Here is a 19,960-nt window from a genome sequence, read left to right on the forward strand (position 1 = left end):
CGTTTGAGGTCGCTTGGCGAATGTCCGCTTTGTCCCGCACATCGGATAGTCGCCGACTTTCCCTTGAAGGCCCGCAGCAGCCCCAACCGGCAATTGCCGGCAGTCCATGCCCGTCCGTGCGATGCGCAGGGTTACTGCTGCCCCCACAGCGAAACCGGGAACAAACCACCGATCGCATTGATGAATGGCTCAGGGATCTACGAATCCTCCTGAGCTCAAACACCCGGAAAACCCTAGCCGTGTAGTCCGACAGAGGGCTGCGCATCAATCGCGGGTCAATCTATCCCAGATGGTGGATCACTTTCAGGGGGTTACTCCAAAGGGCGGGGATAAGAAGCTCGTGGCAACGAGGATAAGAACGCTTTTATCGCTATTGGGGCGAACTGGCGTGGCTGGCTGACGATCGGGTCAGAGCGAAAATTAATCTGCGAGCCGGGCTTCGAGGATATGCCGCTGGATCTTGCCGCTGGTCGATCTGGGAAAATCCTCGAACGCGATGAAGCGAATTTCGCGTGGTCGCTTATAGCCAGCGAGGCTTTCGCGGCACAAGTTCAGCAGCGCCTCGGCATCCGGCCCGTCATCGTCACAGGCGACAAAGGCCACCGGGCTTTCCCCCCATTTCGCGTCGAAGGCCCTTACCACGGCGGCATCGATCACATCGGGATGAGAAAGAAGCACACGTTCGATTTCCGCCGGATAGACGTTTTCACCTCCGGTCTTGATCAGGTATTTCGCCCGATCCACAAAGTCGACGGTGCCGTCCGCATTGCGCCGGAACAGATCGCCCATGTGGAAAAAGCCGTTGCGAAAGTCACGGGCATTGGTGTCGTCGGCGTTCCAGTACCCGGAAAACAGCGTCGGACCCCGAAGCGCCATTTCGCCCGGCGTTCCATCGGGGACTTCGCGGTCGTCGGGATCGACCAGCCGCACCTCGCAAAAGGCGCTGATGCGCTTGGACAGCCGGTCCGGGGTCACACCCGGCGCGATCAGATCGGCGGTTCCCGGCGGCAGGCCGGTTTCGGTCGCCCCGAAGGAATTCAGATAGGGCGTGTCCAGAAGACCGGTCAGTTCCGCGATCTGATGCGGCGGCACCAGATCAGCCATTGCGCCGCAAACCTTGATCCCCTTCAGCGGCAAAGGGTTGGCGTGCCGTTCGTTAATAAAAGCCTCCAGTGCCCCGGGCATCATCACGAACCAGCCGATCCTGTGGCGTGACAGCGCCTCGTTGATGACGGCGGGCTGCAGCCCGTCCACCATCACCACGGTCCCACCCCGCAGGATCGTTGCCAGCGCATGATCGGTGGAGGCCATGTGGAACATCGGCGCCCAGGCGATGAACCCGTCGCCGGGATCCAGCGCCAGCTGGGCCGCAAAAACCATGGATCGGGCGATATGCGCGCGGTGGCTGATATGCGCCCCCTTGGGCAGGCCCGTGGTCCCCGAGGTATAGAGGATCGTCAGACCGGCCTCGGGGTCGTCAACCATGGTTCCGGTGCGCGGGTCCGGCTCGACCCCGGCAATGGCCGTTTCCAGGTCTGGCCCGACGGTTAGACAGGGTGTCGACGCGACGGCGCGGTAAGCTTCTGAAAGTTCCGGTTCGACAACCGCGAGAACCGGCTCGACCAGATCGATGCAGTGCCGCAGTTCATCGGGGGCAAGCCGCCAGTTCAGACAGGCGACGATCGCGCCGATTCCCGCTGCTGCAAGTTCGACCTCCAGGTATTCTGAGCGGTTATGCGACAGGATCGCGATCCTGTCTCCGGGCGCCACGCCTCGTGCCAGAAAGACAGCCGCCAGACGATCGACCCGCTCCAGCAGTTCTGCATAGGTCAGTTTCCTGCTGCCGTCCTCGATGGCGAGGGCGCGGGCGCAGTCATGTGCGCGGGTTCGAAAGATCGAATACAGATCAGCGCGCCCCGCGCGGATGACGCCGGTCAGCATAGTTTCCCCCTTGCCCGAGCCTCGGTTCAGAGATCCTGCGCCAGGCGCACGCCCTCATCAATGGCGCGCAGCGCATCCAGTTCGGCGGCCTCCTTTGCCCCGCCGATCATCGTAACCAGGACGCCGCGCGCTACAACCTCTTTGGCCAGGGCCCGTTCCGGTTCCTGACCGGTGCACAGCACAATTGTATCGGCTGCGATGACCGTCGGGTTTCCGTCCGCGACGATGTGCAGCCCCGCATCGTCGATATGTTCATAGGTCACCCCGCCCATTGCCTCGACCCCATGTTTGCGCAGCGCGTTGCGCAGGATCCACCCTGTCGAAACACCAAGCCCCGCGCCCGGTTTAGCGGTCTTGCGCTGCAGCATGACGACCTTGCGGCGCGACGGCTTCGGTGCCAGAGGGTCGCCCGCCAGGGCACCCGAGGAGACAAATTCGGGGTCCACTCCCCAGGTTTCGCAAAAGACGTCGGAATTCGCGGTCTCGGCGGGTTTGGTCACTAGGAACTCGGCCACATCATGACCGATGCCCCCCGCCCCCATCACCACGACACGGTCGCCCGCCTCGCGGTCACCGGACAGAATTTCGGCGTAGGTCGCGACGCTGGGATGGTCGATACCCGGCAGGTCGGGAATGCGCGGCGTGACCCCGGTGGCGATGACCACATGGTCAAATCCCTCAAGATCGCTCGCCTCTGCCCGCTGTCCCAGACGCTGCGTGACCCCGTGTTTCTGCATCTGACCGGCATAATACCGCAGGGTTTCGTCGAATTCGTCCTTGCCTGGTGCGGCGCGGGCCAGATTCAGCTGACCGCCCAATTTGTCCTGCGCTTCGAACAGGGTGACATCGTGGCCCAGCCGTGCCGCCTCGGCGGCTGTGGCCATGCCCGCGGCACCACCGCCAACGACGGCCACTTTCTTTGGCGTGTCGGTTGGCGTATCCCGGAATTCCGTTTCACGCCCGGCCCTTGGATTGACCAGACATCCGACCGGCCGGTCCGAAAAAATGAAATCCAGGCAGGCCTGGTTGCAGGCAATGCAGGTGTTGATCTCGTCTGCGCGGCCCTCGCGCGTCTTTTTCACGAAATGCGGATCGGCCAGAAACGGGCGCGCCATCGAGATCATGTCCGCATCGCCAGAGGCAAGTATGTCTTCTGCAAGCTGGGGTGTGTTGATCCGGTTCGAGGCGACTACCGGGATCGACACCGCCGCTTTGACGTTGGCTGCCGCCTTGCGCCAGGCACCGCGCGGCACCGGGTAGGCGATCGTCGGCACGCGGGCCTCATGCCAGCCGATGCCGGTGTTCAGGATATCCGCACCCGCAGCCTCGATCTTGCGGGCCAGTGCGGCAATTTCATCGGCGGGCGCGCCGCCCTCGACCAGATCGGCCGCCGAAATCCGGTAGATGACCAGAAAGTCGGGGCCGCAACGTTCGCGCACCGCGCGCACGATATCGACCGGGAATCGGTGGCGGTTCGCGGCGCTGCCGCCCCAGTCGTCTTGGCGCTTGTTGGTGTGGGTGACGGTGAATTCGTTGATCAGGTATCCCTCGGACCCCATGATCTCGACGCCATCAAAGCCTGCGGCCAGCGCATTGGCGGCCGCCACGGCAAAATCCTCGATGGTACGGAGAATGTCGGCTTCGGTCATTTCACGCGGGATGAAACGGTTGATCGGGGCGCGGATCGGCGACGGGGCCACACACCCTTCGATCTTGGCATAGCGCCCGGCGTGGAGGAGTTGCGCGCAGATCAGGCTGCCTTCGGCCTGCACCGCCTCGCAGATCGGGCGCAGGTCAAGCGCTTCTTCCGGGTCATCGATTCTCGGACCTTCTGGATCGAATATGCCCTCGGCATTGGGCGAAAACCCGCCGGTGACCAGAATCGCCGCCTCCCCCCGCGCCCGCTCAGAGTAAAAAGCGATCTGTTTAGCTATGCCGTCAGGCTCGGTTTCCAACCGCGTGTGCATCGACCCCATGATGACACGATTTCGCAATGTATGCTGGCCTGCGCGGATGGGCGAGAGCATGGTTTCAAAGCTTCCATCTGGTCTATTTTTCACTTTGGTTCTCCTCCTCAAAACTGCACTTGATATACATTCTAACATTTGTTAGATTTTTGGAAAGAAGATTTTCGCTCACGAGGAGGAGCACCGATGCAATTCCAGCCTACAGACGATCAGAAGGCGTTTCGCGAGACCGCAAAGCGCTTCGCAACTGAAAGGCTTTCGCCCACATATCAAGAACGCGCCAGCGGCCATACATTCGACCGTGCGCTGATCAAGGAGATGGGCGCACTGGGGCTGATCGGGGCCGATCTGCCCGAGGAATTCGGGGGTCTCGGCGAAAGCTCTGTCACGTCAGGGCTGATCGTCGAAGAGATCGCCTATGCCGATTTCAACGCAAGTTACGTGCAGCTTCTGGGCTCTCTCATGGGCGGAATGGTTGCCAAACATGCCTCCAAGGACATCGCGTCGGAATGGGTGCCCAAGGTTGTTTCGGGTGATGCGGTCATTGGCCTGGGCCTGACAGAGCCGCGCGGCGGTTCGGATGCGGCGAACCTGATTCTGAGGGCCGAGAAATCCGGCAACGGCTGGCGGCTGAACGGTGAAAAGACATCCATGAGTTTTGCCAGTCAGGCGGATGCGGCGGTCGTCTTTGCCCGTACCGGCGATCCTGACGGCGGCTCACGCGGGGTCAGCGCCTTTTTCGTCGATCTGAACCAGGAAGGCATCAAGCGCACCCATTTTGACGACATCGGCACCAAGCCTGTCGGGCGCGGCTCGGTTTTCTTTGACGATGTTTTCGTGCCGGCTGAAAACATGATGGCGGAACAGGACCGTGCCTTTGGCACGATCATGGCGGGCTTCGACTATTCCCGCGCACTGATCGGGCTGGAGTGCCTGGGGGCCGCGCAAGCGTCGGTGGATGAAACCTGGGCCTACGTTCAGGAGCGCGAGGCATTCGGAGCCCCGATCGTGCAGTATCAGGGTGTCAGCTTTCCCTTGGCCGAGGCCGAGACCCAACTGACCATGATGCGCCAGCTTTGCTATTACACGCTGGACCTGCGCGACCGTGGCCTGCCCCACACCTCTCAGGCCGCCATGTGCAAATGGTACCTGCCCAAAACCGCCTGCGAGATCCTGCACCAGTGCCTGATCCTGCACGGACATTACGGCTACACCACCGACCTGCCCCACCACCAGCGCTACAACGATGTGCTCGGCTTGCAGATCGGTGACGGCACCGCGCAGATCCAGAAGCTGGTGATCGCCCGCGAGAAGGTCGGTCGCATGGCGCTGCAGTATGACAAGAAGGCGAAGGGAGCCTCGAAATGAGCGACCCCATCCTCGTCACTTCCGAGGGCAACACCGGCATCATCGAACTGGCCCGCCCCGAGAAATTCAATTGCCTGTCACTTGAGGTGCATGAGCGTATTTCTGTCGCGCGTGCGGAATTCGAGGCGAACCCCGCTATTCGGGCGATCCTCATCCGGGCGCAGGGCAAGCACTTTTGCACCGGTGCCGATCTGGTGGAAGTGAAAGGTAAATTGAACGATCCCGCCGCGCTGGACCATTTCATCGCCTTTGGCATGAAAAACCTGCGTGCGCTCGAAACCTCCTCCCTCCCTGTCGTAGTCGCAGTGCAGGGGTTGTGTCTGGCCGGCGGGATCGAACTGATGCTGGCCTGCGACGTGTGCTTTGCGGCCGAAAGCGCCCAGTTTGGCGATCAGCATGCGCAATTCGGGCTGATTCCCGGTTGGGGTGGCTCGCAGCGGCTGACGCGGTTGATGGGGCAGCGCCGGGCGCTCGACCTGATGTTCTCGGCCCGCTGGCTCAAGTCGGACGAGGCCAAAGAGGCCGGCCTGGTCAACTACATCGTGCCGGATGCGGACCTGCACAAGATCTCGCTGGAATACTGCCAGAAGATCGCCACCCGCTCGCGTCCCGGCATCGCCGAGATGAAGCGGTTGGCGCGCGAAGGTGCGGACCTTGGTATCGACCAGCAGATGCGGCTTGAGCGCGATGCCGCGGTGCGTGCACTGCCCAGCGATGACGTGGCCGAGGGCCTCGACGCATTCGAGAACCGGCGCGCCCCCGAATTCAAGGCCTGAGGACGAAACATGGATTTCATTTTGAACGACGAACAACGCCAGATTTACGAGTATGGCGGCCAGCTGGCGCAGAAATACGACAATGCGTATTGGCTGGACCACGCGCGCAGGCATGAGTTCCCGCACGAGATGTTCAAGCAGATTGCCGATGACGGTTTCCTGGGCATCATGGTGCCCGAGGAATTCGGCGGCGCGGGCCTTGGTATGACTGAAATGGCCCTGTTCATGGAGGGCACCGCCAATCACGGCATTCCGCTTTTGATGATGGTGGTCGGGCCGACCATGTCGCTGGCCCATATCGCCAGCCACGGGAGCGAGTTCCACAAGAAAGAACTGCTGCCGGCCGCCTGCCGCGGTGATATCCAGTTCTGTTTCGCGATCACCGAACCGGGGGCCGGGTCGAACACGATGAAGGCCACTACGCTGGCCAAGCGTCGAGGCAACCGGTTCAGCCTGTCGGGCGAAAAGACCTTCATCACCGGGGCCGAAGTGGCCGACTACTGCCTCGTGGTGGCGCGGACCAAACCGCATACCGAGGTCAGCCGCAAGACCGACGGCTTTACCCTGTTCGCCGTGGATCTGAAGAAAAAAGGCGTCCACAAGCAGCGGGTGAAGATCTCGATCCCCCTGCCCGAGGAGCAGTGGACACTGTTCTTCGACGATGTGGATCTCGGCCCCGAGGATGTGGTCGGCGAGGTGGACGAAGGGTTCTCGATCCTGTTCGACAGCCTCAACCCCGAGCGTATTATCCTGGCCGCCTTGTGCTGCGGCATCGGCCGGTTCGCCCTGAACAAGGGCGTGGCCTATGCCTCCGAGCGCAATGTGTTCGGCCAACCCATCGGTGCGCACCAGGGCGTGCAGCATCCGATGGCCAAGGCGCATACGGCAGTCGAAATGGCCAGTCTGATGACCCGGCGCGCGGCATGGGAGTTCGACAACAAGCTGCCTGCCGGTGCGTCGTCGAACATGGCGAAATATGCCGCCGCCGAAGCCGGGATCGAAGCGGTCGACGCGGCGCTTCAGGCGCATGGTGGATCGGGCTTTACCGAAGATACGGGACTTTACGAAATGTACCCGCTGGTCCGCCTGCTGCGCACAGCGCCGGTGAACCGCGAACTGTGCCTGAGCTTTATCGGCGAAAAGGTCATGGGCCTGCCACGATCCTATTGATCGCCACGGCTAGGAACGGAGAACGACATGCAATTTGGAATGCGCTTCCGGCGGGAAGATGCCGCCGACAAGGTAAATGATCGCTTCTGGCACGCGATCGAGGGCACGCCGCTCGACGAGGTGCGCCGTATTCAGGAAGAGCGACTGCGCGATCAGATGGCCTATCTCAAGGCAAACTCGACTTTCTATCAGGAGAAGTTCGCGAAAGCCGGTGTGGAATTCGACGATATCCGCACCATCGAAGACCTGCAGAAACTGCCCTATACCTACAAGACCGAGATCCGCGAAAGCCTGGCCGCCGATCCGCCGTTCGGCAAACACCGCGCCGCGCCCATGTACGAGATCATCCAAATGCAGGCATCGTCGGGCACGACCGGCAGCCCCTCATATGTGGCCCTGACCGAATCCGACGCCGAAATGTGGCACGAGATGACGGCACGCTGTTTCTTTGCCAATGGCGTGCGGCCGGGCGACATGGTGCTGCACGCGTTTTCGCTCGCCAAGGGCTTTGTCGGCGGCATCCCCGTGATGCAGGGATTGCAGTACATGGGCACGATCGATGTCCCGGTGGGCGCCGATGGCGGTGCGGAACGGCTGCTGCGCGCCTGCGCCGACACCCGCACGCGTTGCGTGGTCGGCGCCCCGAACTTTGTGCTGCACCTGGCCGAAAAGGCTCCCGAGGTACTTGGCTGCAAGGCCAGCGAACTGGGTATCGAGCGCGTGATCGTCGGCGGCGAACCCGGCGGCGGCATTCCCGCAATTCGGGCAAAGATCGAAAAGGCCTGGGGTGCGAAATGCACCGAGATGCTGGGCGGCACCGATCTGGGCGTGACATACTGGGCCGAGTGCGACGCCCAGTCGGGTATGCACATGGTCAACATGGATTATGTCCTGACCGAGCTGCTCGACCCGGAGAGCGGCAGGATCATTCCCTGGAAAAAAGGCGCAGAAGGCGAGATGGTCTATACCGCGCTCGGCCGCCAGGCGAGCCCGCTCGTGCGGTTCCGGTCAGGCGATTATATCGAAGTGATCGATACCGAATGCTCCTGCGGCCGCACCGGACCGAAGATCCGCTGCACCGGCCGCACCGACGACATGCTGATCGTGCGCGGGGCCAATGTCTTCCCGTCGGCGATCAACAGCATCGTTACCGAAATGGTGCCGGACACCAACGGCGTCATGCGCATCGTGGCCGATTTCGAGGGCCATACCACGCAGGGCGCGCTGACGGTGATTGTCGAACGGGGCCCCGATCGCGATCCGGCCGATGACGTCACCCTCAAAAAGAAAATTGAGCAGCGGCTTCGCGACTCCTTGGTCTTCAAGGCCGACGTTCACCTGGTTGCGGCCGACACTTTCGAAAAACCTGGCGCCGCTAAGGTCGCCTTCGTTCTCAGGAAATATCCAGACCTGCCATGACTAGAATGAAATCCCTTCTCGACAGCGGGTCGGACGACTTCCGCGCCAACGACGTGTCTTACCGCGAAAAGGTCGATGAACTACATGCCCTCCGGCTCTTACAGCGCGTCGGCGGCCCCGAAATGGCGCGCAAACGTCATGTGGACAAAGGCAAAATCCTGCCGCGCGAACGGATCGAACGGCTGATCGACCCGGGCACACCATTTCTGGAACTCGGCGAGTTGGCCGGACTGAATATGCACAAGGGAGTTCCACCCGGCGCCGGCATCATTACCGGTATTGGCGTGATCGAAGGCCGTCAGTGCATGATCATCGCCAATGATGCCACCGTAAAGGGCGGCACCTATTTCGGGATCACCTGCCGCAAACACGTCCGGGCACAGAAAATTGCCTGGAAAAACCGCCTGCCCGTCATCACCCTCGTGGACTCCGGCGGTGCCTTCCTGCCCGACCAGGCCAACCTTTTCCCCGACGAAGGCCAGTTCGGCTCCATCTTTCACCAACAGATCGGCATGTCTGGCGATGGTGTGCCGCAAATCGCCGTGGTCATGGGGCCCTGCACCGCGGGTGGTGCCTATATCCCCGCGCTCTGTGACGAAGTGGTGATCGTGCGCGGTCAGGGCTTTATGTATCTGGGCGGACCGGAATTGACCTTTGCCGCAACCGGCGAAAAGGTCGAAGCCGAAGAACTGGGTGGCGGCAAGATGCATTCGTCCGTTTCCGGTGTGACCGACCATTTGGCCGAAGATGACGCCCACGCTCTGGCCATCACGCGCGAAATTGTCAGCCATCTTGGCGAAAAACCCCAACCCCGCAAGACGCCCGAAACGCCCCGTGCGCCCGCCTACCCGGTCGAAGAGATTTATGGGCTCATCAGCCGCGACCCCAAGGTGCCGACCGACAACCGCGAAATCGTGGCTCGGTTGGTCGATGAGAGCGATTTTCACGAATTCAAGCCGCTTTATGGCGACACGATCATGACCGGCTGGGGGCGCATCCACGGCCACGAGGTCGGGATCATCGCCAATACAGGCGTGCTTTTCGTCGAAGCCGCGCTGAAGGCGACGCATTTCATCAATCTCTGCGTCCAGCGTGATATTCCGCTGCTGTTCCTGGCCGATGTGAACGGCTTCATGGTGGGCCGCGAGGTCGAGCAGATGGGCATTGCCAAGGCTGGCGCCAAGATGATCACGGCCATGTCTTCGGCCCGGGTGCCGAAATTCACAATCATCACCGGTGGCTCTTACGGGGCCGGATACCTGGCGATGCTGGGCCGCCCGTTCCAGCCGGACGCAATGTTCGCCTGGCCGACGGGACGGTCGGCAATCATGGGGCCGGAACAGGCCGCCAGCGTGCTGGCTCAGGTCCGCGCGCAGATCAACGAACGCGAAGGCAAAAGCTGGACCCCCGAGGAGGAGGAAGCCTTCAAGGCACCGATCCGCAAGGAATACGAAGATTTTCAGGGAGCCTATAATTTTGCTTCCAACCTTTGGATCGACAGCGTGATCGAGCCCTGTGAGACCCGTGACGTCATGGCGCTGATGCTGGATGTGACATCGCGCAGACCCAAGGTCGATACCAACTTCGGCGTGTTCAGGATGTGAGGAGCGAACCGTGAAAATCAAAACGCTTCTGATCGCCAACCGCGGCGAAATTGCCTGCCGGATCGCGCGCACCGCGCGGGCCAGCGGTATCACCCCTGTCGGCGTGCATTCGCAGGCCGATGCCAATGCCCTGCATGTCCGCGAGATCGGCAAATCTGTCTGTATCGGTGCCGGGCCTGCATCCGAGAGCTATCTGAAAATCGACGCGGTGATTGCCGCTGCGCAATCAGTGGGCGCGGATGCGATCCATCCCGGTTATGGCTTTCTGGCCGAAAACCCCGATTTTGCTCGTTCGGTCGAAGCCGCCGGCATGATCTTCATGGGGCCGACGCCGGAAACGCTTGAACGTTTCGGCGACAAGGCCAGCGCCAAAGAGGCCGCCGTGGCGGCCAGCGTCCCGGTGATTTCGGGCGCCGAAGGTGCGCGGTCCGATCCCGAGCAGATTGCCGAGGAGGTGCGCCAAATGGGCCTGCCGGTGCTGCTCAAGGCGGTCGGCGGCGGTGGTGGGCGCGGACAACGGCTCGTCACTGACGAGACCACGCTGGTCGAGGACATCGAAGGCGCGCTGCGCGAAGCAAAATCCACCTTCGGCTCCGAAGGGCTGCTGTTGGAGCGTTTCCTGCCCGAGGCGCGCCATGTTGAAGTGCAGATCGCAGGTGACGGCAAGGGCCATGTGGTGCATCTGTTCGAACGCGATTGCACGCTTCAGCGCCGCCACCAGAAGGTCATCGAGGAAGCCCCGGCCTGGGGTCTGCCCCGAACGCTTCTGGACGACATCGCACGCGACGCGGTGCGCTTGGGCGAAACGCTGGACTATCGCGGGCTGGGCACGGTCGAATTTCTGGTCGCGGGTGGCGAGTATTTCTTCCTTGAGGTGAACCCGCGCATTCAGGTGGAACATCCCGTCACCGAAGCGATCACCGGGCTGGACCTTGTCGCGCTTCACCTGCGGATTGCCGAAGGCGCGGGCCTTGGACTGGTGCAGGACGATCTGACGATCAACGGCCACGCGGTCGAGGCGCGGCTTTACGCCGAAGATCCGGCGATGCAATTCGCCCCGTCGACGGGCACGCTCTCCACGCTCAGCCTGCCATCGGGCCTGCGCATCGACAGCGGCGTCGAAGAAGGCGATGCCGTCACGCCCTACTACGACCCGATGATCGCCAAGCTGATCGTGCACGCGCCCGACCGGGAAACCGCATTGGCACGTCTGGCCACGGCGCTTGATCATGTCGCGGTCGAAGGTGTCGAGACCAATCGCGCCTTTCTAACGGCGCTGGCGCGAAACCATGAATTCGAACGGATGCAGGTGCATACCCGCTGGATCGACGGCAGGCTGGATGAGCTGACACAGGCACCCGGCCTGACCCGCCCAGATCTGTGGAAGGCGACCGCTGCCATTCTCTTCGTGACCCAGTCGCGCAGCGACACAGACGCCAATCCCTGGACCAACCGTGATGCCTTTACCGGCTGGCGGCTTGGACTGGGCGGCGATGCGATTGAAGCGGGGCAGCGCGTGACGCTTACCGATTCTGACGAGGTATCCGAAGAACTGCGCGTCAGTCCAGTCAAACCGGGTGCCAAGTACACCATCCATTCGGAGAAAGGCGAGGCGCTGATACTGTCGGCACGTGAACTGACCCCGGGCCGTTGGCGTGTCGGCGAAGGCGACACCGTCCATCTGATCGACGCGCGCCTGCACGCGGGCGTGATCGAACTGGATACGCCCGAAGGCCGCCTGGTCTTTCGGCCCGCCGCGCCCCTTGCCTTTGCCGGCGGCGATGCCGCGGCGGATCGCGCCGTGACCTCTCCGCTGACCGGCATGATTGTCGAAATCAAGGTCTCCGATGGTCAGAGCGTGGCCGAAGGCGACGTGGTCGCGGTCATGGAATCCATGAAACTCGAAATCTCGATCCGGGCGGCCGCGGCCGGGATCGCCAGCAATATATCCGTCTCGAATGGGGACATGGTCGATCGCGGCCAGGTCATCGCCGAGATCCTGCCATCCGAGGAGTGATGAAATGAGCGACTTTCCCAAATTCGTAGAATTTCGTGAAGAAGGCCCGCGTGAGGGTTTTCAGATCGAAAAGAAGATTTACCCGATCGAAGAGCGGATCGAACTGATCGACATGCTCAGCGAAACCGGCTTGAAACGCATTCAGGTCGGCAGCTTTGTCAGCCCGAAATACGTTCCTCAGATGGCGGACACCGGCGAGTTGTTCCAGCGTATCAAGCGCAAACCGGGCGTGAACTACACATCGCTGTGGCTGAACGACAAAGGGTTTCGCAAGGCCCTGACCGCGCATGAGGTCGATATCGACCCGCGTCTGCTGTTCTATCCTTCCGAAGCATTCGCCCAATCGAACAACAATTGTTCCTCGGCCGAGATGCGGGAAAAACAACGTGACTGGGTCCGTCTTTACAAGGAAGAGGGATATACCGTCGACGCGGCCTATGTGATGACCGCTTTCGGCTGCAACCTCGAGGGCCCCATCCCCCAAGAACGCATCTTGGACGATTTCCGCTTTATCCTTCAGCTATGCGAAGAAGAGAACATCCCCGTGCCGATCCTCGTGGTCGCCGACACCATGGGTTGGGGAAACCCCGAGGCGGTCAAACGGATGATCGGCGCCCTGCGCGAATTGGCGCCCGAGGCGCGCATCGGTATGCACATCCATGACACACGTGGGCTGGGGATCGCCAACGTTTATGCGGCCCTGTCGATGGGCGTGGACATGTTCGAAAGCTCCGTCGCCGGTCTTGGCGGCTGTCCTTTCGCGGGCCACGGCCACGCGCGCGCCGCAGGAAATGTCTGCACCGAGGATGCAGTGTTCCTGTGTCACGAGCTCGGCATCGAAACCGGCATTGATCTGGACAAGCTGATCGCAGCGGCGGTCAAAGCAGAAGAGATCATCGGTGTGCCGCTCATGGGCCGGGTCATGCACACCGGCGGGTTGGACAAATACCGCAAGTCACTCTGAGGGAGCAAGAAGATGACAAAAGCACTTGACGGAAAGGTCGTTCTGGTCACCGGGGCCGGCGGTGGGATCGGGCGTGATATCGCCTTGATGGCAGCTACCGAAGGCGCCGCCGTGGTGGTCAATGATCTGGGCGCATCCCTGAAAGGCACCGGTCAGACAGAAACTGCGGCGCAGAAAGTCGTCGAAGAGATCAGGGCCGCTGGGGGCGATGCCATTGCCGATGGCGGCTCTGTCACCGATCCCGATGCCGCGCGCGCGATGATCGAAGCCGGGGTCAAGGAATTCGGTCGCATCGACGCGGTGGTAAACAACGCCGGCATTCTGCGCGACGGTTACTTCCACAAGATGACCTATGAGGATTTCGACGCGGTGGTGAAGGTCCATCTTTATGGTGCCTTCAATACCAGCCGCGCGGCCGCCGACTATTTCCGCGAACAGGAAAGCGGCGCGCTCGTGCACATGACCTCGACCTCGGGGCTGATCGGCAATTTTGCCCAGGCGAACTACTCTGCCGCGAAGCTGGGCATCGCGGCCTTCTCAAAATCTGTTGCGCTTGATCTCAAGCGCTGGAACGTGCGGTCAAACTGCATCGCGCCCTTCGCCTGGAGCCGGATGATCTCGTCGATCAAGACAGACACCCCGGAACAGGTGGCACGGGTCGAAAAGATCAAGGAGATGACACCGGCCAAGGTTGCACCGATGGCCTGTTTCCTGATGAGCGACCGCGCGGCTGACGTGTCAGGACAGATCTTTGCGGTTCGCAAGAACGAGATCTTCCTGTTCAACCAGCCCCGCCCGGTGCGGTCGGTTCATTCCGGTGATGGCTGGACCGCCGATGAAATCGCCGATCGCGCCATTCCCGCGCTCAAATCGCAGTTCACGCCGCTCGAAGTTTCGGCGGATGTCTTTTCATGGGATCCGGTCTAATGGGAAAACGCAAAGAAAAAATCAGCTCCAGCATTGCCTGGAGCACCCCTGACAAGATCAGCGTGCGTGGCCTCGACCTGCCCAACGAGATCCTGGGCCACATGAACCTCGGCGATCTGGCGTTCCTGCAACTGACGGGCCGCAAGGCCACACCCGAGGAAAGCCGGGTGTTCAACGCCATCGTCATTACCCTGGTCGAACATGGTATCACGCCCTCGGCCCTGGCGGCGCGGATGACCTATATGGGGGCGCCGGAATCGCTTCAGGCGGCTGTGGCGGCTGGCTTGTGTGGGCTGGGCACCGTCTTTGTCGGTTCTATGGAAGGTGCCTCGAAAATGCTTTACGAGGCACTGCCACAGGACAAGTTGGGCACCGGTGTCGATCTGGATGCGCTGGCCGTCGAGACGGTAGAAAAATTCCGCGCCCGCAAGATGATCGTGCCGGGGCTCGGACATCCGGTGCACAAACCGGTCGATCCGCGCACCCCGCGCCTGTTCCAGATCGCTGCCGAGAACGGCAAGTCCGGTGAATACATCGAGTTGATCCAGAAAATTCAGGCCGTTGCCGAAGAAAAATCGGGTAAGATGCTGCCGATTAACGCCACTGGTGCGATCGGAGCGATCTGCTGTGAATTCGGCTTTCCCTGGAAGATCGTGCGGGGCTTTGGCGTCATGGCGCGCGCCATCGGCCTGGTCGGTCATATCCTCGAAGAGAGCGAAAACCCGATCTCCTATGAATTGTGGCAGCGCGCCGAAGAGGAAATCCTCGAAACCTCCGGCCCGGGAGCGGCTTGAACGATGCAGACGTCAGCCCCAGACACTCACACCGATCTGCGCGATGCCTTGCGCGCACTTTGCGCGCAGTTTCCGCCAGAGTATCATCGCAAGTTCGGCGAAGACGAAACCTACCCCGAGGAATTCGTCGATGCGCTGACCCGCGAGGGCTGGCTTGCCGCGATGATCCCAGAGGAATACGGTGGCTCGGGTCTGGGGTTGACCGAAGCCTCGATCATCATGGAGGAGGTGAACCGCTGCGGCGGAAACGCGGGCCATTGCCACGGGCAGATGTATAACATGGGCACGCTGCTGCGGCATGGTTCGGATGAGCAAAAGCAGACATACCTGCCCGGTATTGCCAGCGGCGCGTTGCGCCTGCAATCCATGGCCGTGACCGAACCGACAACCGGGACCGACACCACCAAACTGAAGACCATCGCAGTCAAGAAGGGTGACCGGTATGAGATCAATGGCCAGAAGGTCTGGATCAGCCGTATCCAGCATTCTGACCTGATGATCTTGCTGGCCCGCACTACGCCGCTGAGCGAGGTCAAGAAAAAGTCGCAGGGCCTGTCGATCTTTATGGTCGATCTGAAAGAGGCAATCGGCAACGGGATGGAGGTCCGCCCCATCGCCAACATGCCCGGCCACGAAACCAATGAAGTGTTTTTCGACAACCTGGAAATCCCCGCCGAGAACCTGATCGGCACCGAGGGGCGCGGGTTTTACCATATTCTTGACGGGCTGAACGCCGAACGGACCCTGATTGCGGCGGAATGCATCGGTGATGGATACTGGTTCGTTGACAAGGCCCGCGCCTATGCCGGCGACCGCGTGGTCTTTGACCGTCCCATCGGCCAGAACCAAGGTGTGCAATTCCCTATCGCCAGGTCCTATGTGAACATCGAGGCCGCCAATCTGATGCGCTTTGAAGCCTGCAGGCGGTTCGATGCCGGACTGGATTGTGGTGCACAGGCGAACATGGCCAAGCTGCTGGCTTCGGAAGCCAGCTGGGAAGCGGCCAATGCCTGCATCCAGACCCACGGCGGCTTCGGTTTCGCACGGGAGTACGATGTTGAGCGCAAGTTTCGCGAGGCGCGCCTCTATCAGGTCGCCCCGATCTCGACCAACCTGATCCTCTCCTATGTCGGCGAACATATCCTCGGCATGCCCCGATCCTTCTGAGGCCAGAAACATGGGTGAGATCGACCTTGACGCGCTGGCGCCCTGGCTGGGACGCACCGAGACCAAGGAAGATGTTCTGACGCAGGGGCTGATCGACAAATTCCGCGCCACGCTCGGTCCGCATCTTTGGGACGAAGCCGGCGATGTCCCGCTGGGGGTTCATTGGTGCCTTGCCCTTGATACCGTGCCAGCTGCCGCCCTGTCAGAAGACGGCCACGCCGCGAGGGGTGGATTTCTGCCCCCTGTTCTGCTGCCCGCCCGCATGTGGGCTGGCGGCGATGTTACGCATATCGCGCCGCTGAAAATCGGCGAAACCATCACCCGACGCTCTTCGATCAGGAATATTGTGGCCAAGCAGGGCCGTAGTGGACCATTGGTCTTTGTGACCGTCGAACATGAGTATCTGAGTGGCAACCGGCTTTGTATCCGGGAGCAGCAAACGATCGTTTATCGTGAGATTTCCACCCCCCGCACGGGCGAGAGCGCAGCTGACGCGGGTGACCCCAACACGCTTAGATCGACGCTGACACCGGATCCTGTTCTTCTGTTTCGCTATTCGGCGCTGACGTTCAATGCCCATCGCATTCACTATGATTACGTCTACGCCACCGAAACCGAAGCCTATTCCGGACTTGTTGTGCATGGCCCATTGCAGGCCACGCTGCTTCTGAATCTGGCGGCGGGTGCGTTGAAAACATCGCCCCACCGGTTTTCGTTCCGTGGCCTCGCGCCACTCACCCTGCCCTGCGAATTGCAACTGCACAATGAAGGGACCGGCACCTCCGGGACAGTCTGGTGTCAGGATCAAAAAGGTCTTCGAAGCTTTTCCGCAGAGTACGCGGCCGTCTGATCGGTCTTCTTCGGTAGCGAATTCAGTTGTTGACCAATTTTTCTAATATCTGTTAGGCTTCGCGGAGAGACTTGGTAAATAAACCAGGCAAACCTCTGAATTTAGAGGTGGGAGGAGGAACAATGCGAGGAAAACTCGTAACCAACGAAAAACCGTGCGGTCAGGCTATGCGCGCCTCCATGAGGTGTGGGGCAAAAGCACGGGCCGCAACATGACCACGAATAACGGGCACGTATCCTCACCGCTTGCGGTGCGTGGTGCAACTTTGAAATTTGGCGGTGTGACCGCGCTCGACGATGTGAGCATTTCTGTGGCCGACGATGAATTGCTTGCAATTATCGGACCGAACGGAGCCGGAAAAACATCACTTCTAAACGTGACTGCGGGCTTCTACCGTCCGCAGAAGGGCCGTGTCGAATTGTCCGGGCAGGACGTGACCGGCCTGCGTGTTGACCAGATCGCCCGGCGCGGTCTGGCGCGGACGTTTCAGGGCACCCATCTTTTTGCCGGGCAGACGGTGGTGGAAAACATTATGATCGGCCGCCACATGCTGATGAAATCGAATGTAGTCCAGGCTTTTTTCCAGTTCGGTCCCGTGATGCGCGAGGAATCGGAACATCGTGAAGCCGCAGAGGAGATCATCGATTTTCTCGAGATCGAGGCAATCCGCAACCGGCCCGTGGGCACGTTGGGGTATGGGTTGCGCAAGCGTGTCGATCTGGGCCGTGCATTGGCGCAGGAACCGTCGATCCTGCTGATGGATGAACCGATGGCCGGCATGAACTCGGAGGAAAAAGAAGACCTGGCGCGCTTCATTCTCGATGTGCGCGAGGCGCGCAAGATTCCGGTAGTTCTGGTGGAGCACGACATGGGCGTCGTGATGGACCTTGCCGACCGGATCGTGGTGCTGGATTTCGGGCGGGTCATCGCTGAAGGCACCCCGGAAGAAATCCAGAAGGACCCGGCTGTCATAAAGGCATATCTGGGGTAGCGGCATGGTCAAACAACGGACAGCAATGGTCTTTTCGGACCCAGCAGTGACACATAGCGAAACCCTGCCGCAGGTTTTGCTCGCGCGAGCGACATCCACACCGACCAACCTCGCCGAACGGCACAAGCGCCTGGGCATCTGGCGTGAATTCACCTGGGCCGATGTTCTTGACAGGGTTCGCGCCCTGGCTCTCGGGTTGGAGAACCTGGGCTTGTCGGCTGGCGAATCCGTCATGATGATTGGCGAAAACGAACCCGAACATTTCTGGGCTGAATACGCCGTCCAGTCGTTAGGCGGCAAAGTCCTGTCTGTCTATCCGGATCAAAACGCTGAAGAGATTCTGTATCTGGCCGAAGACTCGCAAACGCGGATTTTTCTGGCACAGGATCAGGAGCAGGTCGATAAATGCATCGAGATTGCGGGCAAGTACTCGGGCGCCCTGGCGGTCGTTTACTGGGACGATTCCGGTCTGTGGGGCTATGATCATCCCCTGTTGCATTCGTTTGAAAGTGTGAGCGCGGCCGGGCGTCAGATCCACGCCAAGGAACCCGCCAGATTTGAAGAACACGTAAAACGTGGACGGGCGGACGATACCGCCTTGCTGTCCTATACCTCGGGTACCACGGGAAAACCCAAGGGCGTTGTCATCAGCCATCGCTACCTGTTCGACAATTGCTCGCGGGTGATGGGGGCAATCGAAATCGCGCCGGGCACCGAATACCTGACCTACATTTCGCCGGCCTGGGTCACGGAACAGATTTTCGGCCTGTCGATCGGTTTGATCGCGCCCATGGTCGTCAACTTCCCCGAAGGCCCTGAAGACGTACTGACCAACATTCGCGAACTGGCGGTCGACGCACTGGTGTTCAGCCCGCGCCAGTGGGAAAATCTCGCCTCCATCGTTCAGGCCCGGATGCTGGGGGCGGGTAAAATCCGCAATGCGATGTACAACTGGGGTATGAAGGTCGGCCACGACGTTTATGTGGAACGGCTGGAGGGGCGTAGCCCCAGCCTTGCCGCACGCCTGCAGCTTCCCTTTGCCGAAGCTCTGGTGCTGCATCACCTGCGCGACAATCTTGGCCTTGGTAAGGCCAAAAACGCAATGAGCGGCGGCGCCCTGATGGCACCTGACGTCTTTCGTATGTTCCACGCGATGGGGGTTAAGCTGCGCAACGTGTATGGCGCGACCGAAATCGGCCTTCTGACCGCGCATGTCGGCGAAAGCTATCAGCTGGAAACCAGCGGCAGCTGGATGCAAAGCAACACGAACTACGGCGAACCGCTGGAATACAGGGTCTCGGACGAAGGGGAGCTTCAGGTGCGTGGCGGATCGGGCTTCGGTGGCTATCACGGCAAGCCCGAAAAGACCGCAGAGGAATTGACCGAAGACGGTTGGTACAAGACCGGTGACGCGGTGTCGATGACCGACGACGGCGAGCTTTTGTTCTTTGACCGTGTCAAGGATATGCGCCGCCTGGCAAATGGGCACAGCTATCCGCCGCAATTCATCGAAACGCGGTTGCGGTATAGCCCCTTCATCAAGGATCTCATGACCTTGGGCGACGAAACCCGGAGCTTCGTCAGCGCGCTTATCAATATCGATATGGAAGTTCTCGGGCGTTGGGCGGAAGAGAACAAGATCAGCTTTTCGACCTACACCGATCTCTCGCAGAAACCCGAAGTTCTGGACCTTATCAAAGGCGAAGTGGCGCGCATCAATGCGCTCCTGCCCGAAGGCTCGCGCGTGGCACGTTTTGCGAATTTTCCCAAGGAACTCGACCCGGATGAAGGCGAGTTGACCCGCAGCCGAAAGCTTCGCCGGGCCTTTCTGGAGGAACGGTATGCCAAGCTCGTCGAGGCGATCTATGCTGGCGATGACGAGACAGATCTCGAAATCGCTGTGACCTATCAGGACGGCCGTCAAGGCGTTCTCAAGACCACGGTTCGCGTGTCGGATGTTGAAAACGCATCGAAGGCTGCCAAGCGGCAGTCCAAATCTTAAAGG

15 protein-coding genes are annotated in these 19,960 nt (G+C 60.8%); 13 read left to right on the forward strand and 2 right to left on the reverse strand.

Going from position 1 to position 19,960, the window contains the following annotated elements:
• Window positions 1–420: 420 nt before the first annotated feature.
• Window positions 421–1,941, reverse strand: a complete 1,521-nt coding sequence (locus KJP28_RS18385) for a class I adenylate-forming enzyme family protein (RefSeq protein ID WP_028288571.1) — start codon at window positions 1,939–1,941, stop codon at window positions 421–423.
• Window positions 1,942–1,967: 26 nt separating this feature from the next.
• Window positions 1,968–3,968, reverse strand: a complete 2,001-nt coding sequence (locus KJP28_RS18390; RefSeq protein WP_142494838.1) for an NADPH-dependent 2,4-dienoyl-CoA reductase — start codon at window positions 3,966–3,968, stop codon at window positions 1,968–1,970.
• Between the two features lie 126 nt (window positions 3,969–4,094).
• Between KJP28_RS18390 and KJP28_RS18395 the strand changes: the two genes are divergently transcribed.
• The 13 genes from KJP28_RS18395 to KJP28_RS18455 all read left to right on the forward strand — a co-directional run bounded on the left by KJP28_RS18395 (window position 4,095) and on the right by KJP28_RS18455 (window position 19,957).
• A complete protein-coding gene (locus KJP28_RS18395; protein WP_028288573.1) occupies window positions 4,095–5,276 on the forward strand; it encodes an acyl-CoA dehydrogenase family protein in 1,182 nt (393 codons plus the stop codon).
• Window positions 5,273–6,052, forward strand: coding sequence for an enoyl-CoA hydratase/isomerase family protein (locus tag KJP28_RS18400; protein WP_028288574.1), 780 nt, complete (start codon window positions 5,273–5,275; stop codon window positions 6,050–6,052). The genes KJP28_RS18395 and KJP28_RS18400 overlap by 4 nt, the downstream gene beginning before the upstream one ends.
• Before the next feature lie 9 nt (window positions 6,053–6,061).
• Window positions 6,062–7,222 carry an acyl-CoA dehydrogenase family protein gene (locus tag KJP28_RS18405; RefSeq protein WP_028288575.1) on the forward strand — a complete coding sequence of 387 codons (1,161 nt, stop codon included), beginning with the start codon at window positions 6,062–6,064 and terminating at the stop codon, window positions 7,220–7,222.
• Between the two features lie 27 nt (window positions 7,223–7,249).
• The gene (locus tag KJP28_RS18410; RefSeq protein WP_028288576.1) at window positions 7,250–8,641 is read left to right on the forward strand and encodes a phenylacetate--CoA ligase family protein; all 1,392 of its coding nucleotides are present in this window, start codon (window positions 7,250–7,252) and stop codon (window positions 8,639–8,641) included.
• Entirely contained in the window at window positions 8,638–10,245 is a 1,608-nt protein-coding gene (locus KJP28_RS18415; RefSeq protein ID WP_028288577.1) for an acyl-CoA carboxylase subunit beta, read from the forward strand. Before KJP28_RS18410 ends, KJP28_RS18415 begins: the two co-directional genes overlap by 4 nt.
• A gap of 10 nt (window positions 10,246–10,255) precedes the next feature.
• On the forward strand, window positions 10,256–12,262 hold the full coding sequence (locus KJP28_RS18420; protein ID WP_142494836.1) for an acetyl/propionyl/methylcrotonyl-CoA carboxylase subunit alpha: 2,007 nt from the start codon (window positions 10,256–10,258) through the stop codon (window positions 12,260–12,262).
• A 4-nt stretch (window positions 12,263–12,266) separates the two neighbouring features.
• Window positions 12,267–13,226, forward strand: a complete 960-nt coding sequence (locus KJP28_RS18425; protein ID WP_028288579.1) for a hydroxymethylglutaryl-CoA lyase — start codon at window positions 12,267–12,269, stop codon at window positions 13,224–13,226.
• Window positions 13,227–13,238: 12 nt separating this feature from the next.
• Window positions 13,239–14,153 (forward strand): SDR family NAD(P)-dependent oxidoreductase, encoded by a 915-nt coding sequence (locus KJP28_RS18430; RefSeq protein ID WP_028288580.1) that lies wholly within the window; start codon window positions 13,239–13,241, stop codon window positions 14,151–14,153.
• Window positions 14,153–14,947 carry a citryl-CoA lyase gene (locus tag KJP28_RS18435; RefSeq protein ID WP_100160969.1) on the forward strand — a complete coding sequence of 265 codons (795 nt, stop codon included), beginning with the start codon at window positions 14,153–14,155 and terminating at the stop codon, window positions 14,945–14,947. Before KJP28_RS18430 ends, KJP28_RS18435 begins: the two co-directional genes overlap by 1 nt.
• A gap of 3 nt (window positions 14,948–14,950) precedes the next feature.
• A complete protein-coding gene (locus KJP28_RS18440) occupies window positions 14,951–16,114 on the forward strand; it encodes an acyl-CoA dehydrogenase family protein (RefSeq protein ID WP_028288582.1) in 1,164 nt (387 codons plus the stop codon).
• A 10-nt stretch (window positions 16,115–16,124) separates the two neighbouring features.
• The gene (locus tag KJP28_RS18445; protein ID WP_028288583.1) at window positions 16,125–16,964 is read left to right on the forward strand and encodes an HTD2 family dehydratase; all 840 of its coding nucleotides are present in this window, start codon (window positions 16,125–16,127) and stop codon (window positions 16,962–16,964) included.
• Between the two features lie 211 nt (window positions 16,965–17,175).
• Window positions 17,176–17,955, forward strand: coding sequence for an ABC transporter ATP-binding protein (locus KJP28_RS18450; RefSeq protein ID WP_028288584.1), 780 nt, complete (start codon window positions 17,176–17,178; stop codon window positions 17,953–17,955).
• Between the two features lie 46 nt (window positions 17,956–18,001).
• Window positions 18,002–19,957: an AMP-binding protein gene (locus tag KJP28_RS18455; protein WP_233145719.1), complete on the forward strand. Its 1,956-nt coding sequence runs from the start codon at window positions 18,002–18,004 to the stop codon at window positions 19,955–19,957.
• Window positions 19,958–19,960 lie beyond the last annotated feature (3 nt).

This window comes from Maritimibacter dapengensis, from assembly GCF_019218265.1.
Classification (GTDB): domain Bacteria; phylum Pseudomonadota; class Alphaproteobacteria; order Rhodobacterales; family Rhodobacteraceae; genus Maritimibacter; species Maritimibacter dapengensis.